The sequence below is a fragment of the Holdemanella sp. genome (assembly GCF_056804935.1).
In genome coordinates this window covers 1-5,103 of record NZ_DBMEXE010000116.1, presented here as the reverse complement: position 1 = coordinate 5,103, position 5,103 = coordinate 1, and the positions used below count along the sequence as shown (strand labels likewise).

Genomic DNA, 5,103 nt, shown 5'->3' with positions numbered 1-5,103 from the left:
AAATAGTACAAGCATTGAATGAATCATAAAGAATACCCGTTGTGACAGCACAACGGGATGTTTTTTTTGTATAGATGTATAAAAATTACGAGAAGTTGACGGAGGATCTAACGAAAGAATAAGCGGCTATGCCGTTTTTCTTTTTGCTTGAAATATAAAAATAATTTATAACTAGATATAAATAAATAGAATTTGAATATAGCACTTGTTCTTTGTACAATAGACTCAACTTTTAGGAGGAACTATTTTATGTCAGAATTAAAGAATCAAATTTCTCAATTTATAGATACAAACGCAAAAGTATATCAAGATATTTCTTTGGCTATTCATGCCAAGCCAGAAGTTAGTGACTTTGAATATTTTGCTTCTCAAACCTTGAGTGAACAATTAAAAAAAGAAGGCTTTGAGATTGAATTACCAGCGGCAGGACATCGTACAGGCTTTGCGGCAACCTACAAAAGTAATAAACCAGGTCCTACGGTTGTTTTTCTAGCAGAATATGATGCTCTTGCAGGTTTAGGCCATGGATGTGGACATAATGTGTTTGGTGCTACTTCTTCTCTTGCGGGTGCTGCTTTAAAAAGTGTCGTGGATCAAATTGGTGGAGAAGTACGTGTATATGGTACGCCTGGAGAAGAGGGTGGACAAAATGGAAGTGCCAAAGGTTCTTTTGTGAAGAAGGGATATTTAAAAGATGTGGATTTTGCCCTATGCGTGCATCCAGGTTCAGGTCCAGAAGATGGATTAAGTACACGTAATTATGCATGTGCACCTGTAGATATTGAATTTTGGGGAAAACCGGCGCATGCAGCAGGATGTCCTCAAGATGGAATCAATGCGTTGGATGCGCAGATCTTAACATATGCAGCCATTGGTGTTTTACGACAACAACTAACAGATCGCATTCGTATTCATGGCGTGATTATTGATGGGGGAACAGCTCCCAATGTCATTCCAGAATACACAAAGGCCAAATATTATATTCGAGCTGCCGATATTGATACGTTGCATGAGTTATATGAAAAAGTAGAGAATATTGTGAAGGGTTCAGCTTTACAGACGGGTTGTACATCGAGTATGAAGTTGTATCAAAATCTTGTAGAAAATATGGTTTTAACACCTTCTTTAGATGCAATCTATGAAAAATATATTACAGAACTTGGCAATACTGTAAAACATGTAGAAGATGTGGTAATGCCAGGAAGTAGTGATGTGGGTAACATTAGTCAGGTTGTACCTACGATTCAGCCTCATATTAGTATTACAGATGTACAGATTGCAGGACATAGTCAAGACATGGTCAATGCTTCATGTAGTCAAAAGGCAATGGATGCGATTGTCAAAGGAGCAAAAGCATTGGCTTTTACGGCACTCGAATTGTTTGAAAATCCAGAAGAACTTGCGAAAGTGAAAGAGGATCATGCTTGGCATGTAGAACATCAAAAAGAGAATTAATTATTTTACGTTTAAAGGGCTTTTCAAGCTCTTTTATTTTATGGAATCTTGAAAATCAACAAATATTCATTAAAATTATATAAATAAAGGAGACTGAAAATGACGCTTCAACAATTACTTTATGTATTAACGGTGTCAGATGAGAAATCTATGAATAAGGCGGCTGAAAAGCTTTTTGTGTCTCAGCCTACTTTAACGTCTGCCATTCAATCACTTGAAAAAGAACTAGATATTCAAATCTTTAATCGTACAAGTCATGGAGTCACTGTGACGCAACAAGGACAAGAGTTTTTAACATACGCAAGACAGTTGTACCAACAATATGAATTGTTAAAAAATCGCTATGAAGATGTAAGTTTACGAAGAAATAAGTTTCGTGTTTCGTGCCAGCACTATTCATTTGCGACCAAAGCATTTGTGGATACAGTGAAGAAGTATGGGACTTCTAAATATGATTTTGCGATTAGCGAAACAAAGACGATGCATGTTATTGAGGATGTAGGTAATTCATTAAGTGAAATAGGCATTTTATATTTATCCAACTATAATCGTCGTTTTATGATGAAACAATTTGATGAATGGAATTTAGAATTTCATAAATTAGCGGATTGCGATGCCTTTGTATATTTGTATAAAGGGCATCCTCTTGCCAAGAAAAAATCAATTACATATGAAGAATTATTGCCATATCCAAATATGACTTTTGATCAAGGTGATAATCCTTCGATGTATACGGCAGAGGAGATATTGGTTGAAAATGAATTTCCAAGAAAGATTCAAGTGAATGATCGTGCTACGATGCTGAATTTAATGAGAGGACTGAATGGATATACTTTATGTTCTGGAATTATTAGTCGTGATTTGAATGGGGATGACTATGTAGTTGTGCCTTATGAAGCGAATGTAGAGAATCCCAATTCTATGATGGAAATTGGGTATATCACAAGGAAAAATACAGTGTTGAGTGAGATTGGTAGTACGTATATTCAAACGATGAAGGATTATTTTAGTAATAAATAATTTTTATAACTGCTTAAAAAATTTAACAATTAGACAATAACATAACCTTCTTGTAGAATACAAACATGCAAGGAGGAAACGAAAATGAAAACAATGATGATGTCAATGATGCAAATGTATATGTTAAAAAATGTGACCCGGTTTTCAATTCGTTTGTCGCTTATTTAAGTGTGCGATTGCCGGGGAAAGTCCTCGGCTTTTTTTGTTAGATTGGAGTGTTATAAATGATTAATATAGAACATTTGGATAAAACCTATCATTTAAAGAATGCAGACGTACATGCCGTAGATGATGTTTCACTACATATTGAAAGTGGGCAAATCTATGGGGTGATTGGATATTCTGGTGCTGGTAAAAGTACTTTGGTTCGTTGCTTGAACTTTTTAGAGATTCCAGATTCTGGAAGTATTGAAATTGAAGGATTTGGAAAGGTAAGTGCAAATCAAGGAAGTTTAGATATAAGTCAAAAGAAATTAAGAGAGTTAAGACGATCCATAGGAATGATCTTTCAACATTTTAACTTATTAGATCGAAGCACTGTATTTGATAATGTGGCGTACCCATTAAAATATACGGGGTTATCAAAGAAAGAAATTGAAACTCGTGTGGATGAATTATTAGATCTTGTAGATTTGGCAGATAAAAAATATGTGTATCCATCACAATTATCGGGTGGACAAAAACAGCGTGTAGCCATCGCAAGAGCCTTATCAAACAATCCTAAGGTGTTACTTAGTGATGAAGCAACTTCTGCCTTAGATCCAGATGCGACAGAATCCATTCTAAAGTTATTGAGGGATTTAAATAAAAGATTAGGAATAACAATTATCTTGATCACACATGAAATGAGTGTGATTAAATCTATCGCAAATCGTGTGGCAGTTATGGAGAATGGTAAGGTTGTTGAAGAAGGAGATGTATATGATATCTTCGCCAATCCAAAAGAAGAAATCACGAAGAAATTTATTAATTCCTCATCTTCATTATCAAATATAACAAAGTTGATTGAGAATAAGACAATTATTCCTACGGATTGTAAATTAGTTAAACTTACATTCACTAGAGATAGTGTTGGTAGTGCAACCATTTCAAAAATATCTCGTGAATATAATGTGGATGTAAATATCATGTTGGCCAATGTAGATGTCGTTAATGCGGATGCTTTGGGTGGCATTATTGCTTCAATTGAAGGGACTAAGGAAAATGTACAGCGTGCCATAGATTTTCTACATGAATCTAATGTAAAAGTGGAGGTGATTCATCATGCCTAAATTTATAGCGGATTTTTTTCCAAACGTTGCCAATTACTGGGATATATTTTTAATAGCATTGACTGCAACGTATCAAATGTTTTTCATCGCAGGCTTGATTACATTACTAATTGGAGGGGCTTTTGGAATATCATTGATTGTCACAAAGACAGATGGTATTAAGCCAAATCGGATTATTCATTTTATTCTAGAAGTTATCACGAATGTTTTTAGAGCAGTACCATTTATCATCCTATTGATTTTCTTGATTCCGTTAACACGAAGTATTGCGGGTACTTCGATTGGAGTCAAAGGGGCTGTTGTTCCATTAGTCTTTGGAGCGGTTCCATTCTACACAAGACAAGTCGAAACGGCATTAGCGGATGTAAATCCAGGAAAAATAGAGGCTGCTAGAAGCATGGGAAGCTCAACACTAGGAATTATCTTTCGTGTTTATCTGCATGAGGCGTTACCGGATTTGATTCGTGTAACAACTATTACGGCTATTTCATTGATTGGATTAACAACTTCTGCAGGTGCAGTTGGTGCTGGTGGAATTGGTTCGTTCGCAATTAATTATGGACAAAACTTACATTATCAAGATGTTGTGAATTTATGTGTGATCTTATTATTGATCATTGTTTCGTTGATTCAATTATTGGGAAATACATTGTCAAAAGCAACAACGAATAAAGAATTATTTCATAAATAAAAGAGAGGGAAAAGGATTATGAAGACAAATAAATTATTTAAAACATTTTTAACAGCAGGCTTAGTAGCTACAACATTACTTACAGGATGTTCATCAAAGTCATCAAGTGAACCTGTAAAAATTGGTATTCCAAGCGATGCCACAAATGGTGGAAGAGGGTTATTGCTTCTAGAAAAAGCTGGCTTGATTGACGTGGATGACAAGGCTGGTTGGACTCCAGAATTGAAGGATGTTACGAAGTATAAATACAATATTGAAATTGTTCCTACGCAAGCCAATACATTGGTTTCGACTTTGGATGATTTTGGAGCAGCTACAATCAATGGTACATATGCGATTCCAGCTGGATTAAAACCTAAAAAGGATGGCTTGATTACAGAAGTACAAGAAGTAGGAAGTGACAATCCATTTATTAATGTGATCGTTGCACGTACTGCCGATAAAGATAATGAGGATTATCAAAAGGTAGTAAAGGCATACCAAAGTCAGTTAGTGGCTGAATATATTCTAGAAAAGAATAAAGGAGCGAGTGTTCCTGCATTTGATTATGATAAAGATTATACAGTCGATAAAAATTTTGTGAGCGATATTGAAGGATATAAATCAAATTCAGATGGGAAGAAAGTTATTCAGATTGGTACTTGTGGTTCTGCTGATACATTTAGA

5 protein-coding genes are annotated in these 5,103 nt (G+C 35.1%); all 5 read left to right on the top strand.

All coding sequences use genetic code 11. From position 1 onward, the window contains the following. The first annotated feature begins 249 nt into the window (after positions 1–249). Positions 250–1,455 carry a M20 family metallopeptidase gene (locus ACZQCL_RS06220; RefSeq protein ID WP_337532860.1) on the top strand — a complete coding sequence of 402 codons (1,206 nt, stop codon included), beginning with the start codon at positions 250–252 and terminating at the stop codon, positions 1,453–1,455. A 99-nt stretch (positions 1,456–1,554) separates the two neighbouring features. Then, positions 1,555–2,475 carry a LysR family transcriptional regulator gene (locus ACZQCL_RS06215; RefSeq protein ID WP_329993391.1) on the top strand — a complete coding sequence of 307 codons (921 nt, stop codon included), beginning with the start codon at positions 1,555–1,557 and terminating at the stop codon, positions 2,473–2,475. Between the two features lie 224 nt (positions 2,476–2,699). Then, the gene (locus ACZQCL_RS06210) at positions 2,700–3,746 is read left to right on the top strand and encodes a methionine ABC transporter ATP-binding protein (RefSeq protein WP_329993393.1); all 1,047 of its coding nucleotides are present in this window, start codon (positions 2,700–2,702) and stop codon (positions 3,744–3,746) included. Further along, positions 3,739–4,437, top strand: a complete 699-nt coding sequence (locus ACZQCL_RS06205) for a methionine ABC transporter permease (protein ID WP_227994071.1) — start codon at positions 3,739–3,741, stop codon at positions 4,435–4,437. Before ACZQCL_RS06210 ends, ACZQCL_RS06205 begins: the two co-directional genes overlap by 8 nt. 18 nt (positions 4,438–4,455) lie before the next feature. Next, positions 4,456–5,103 (top strand): MetQ/NlpA family ABC transporter substrate-binding protein (locus tag ACZQCL_RS06200; RefSeq protein ID WP_482482280.1); only part of this gene is annotated, 648 nt, incomplete at its 3' end.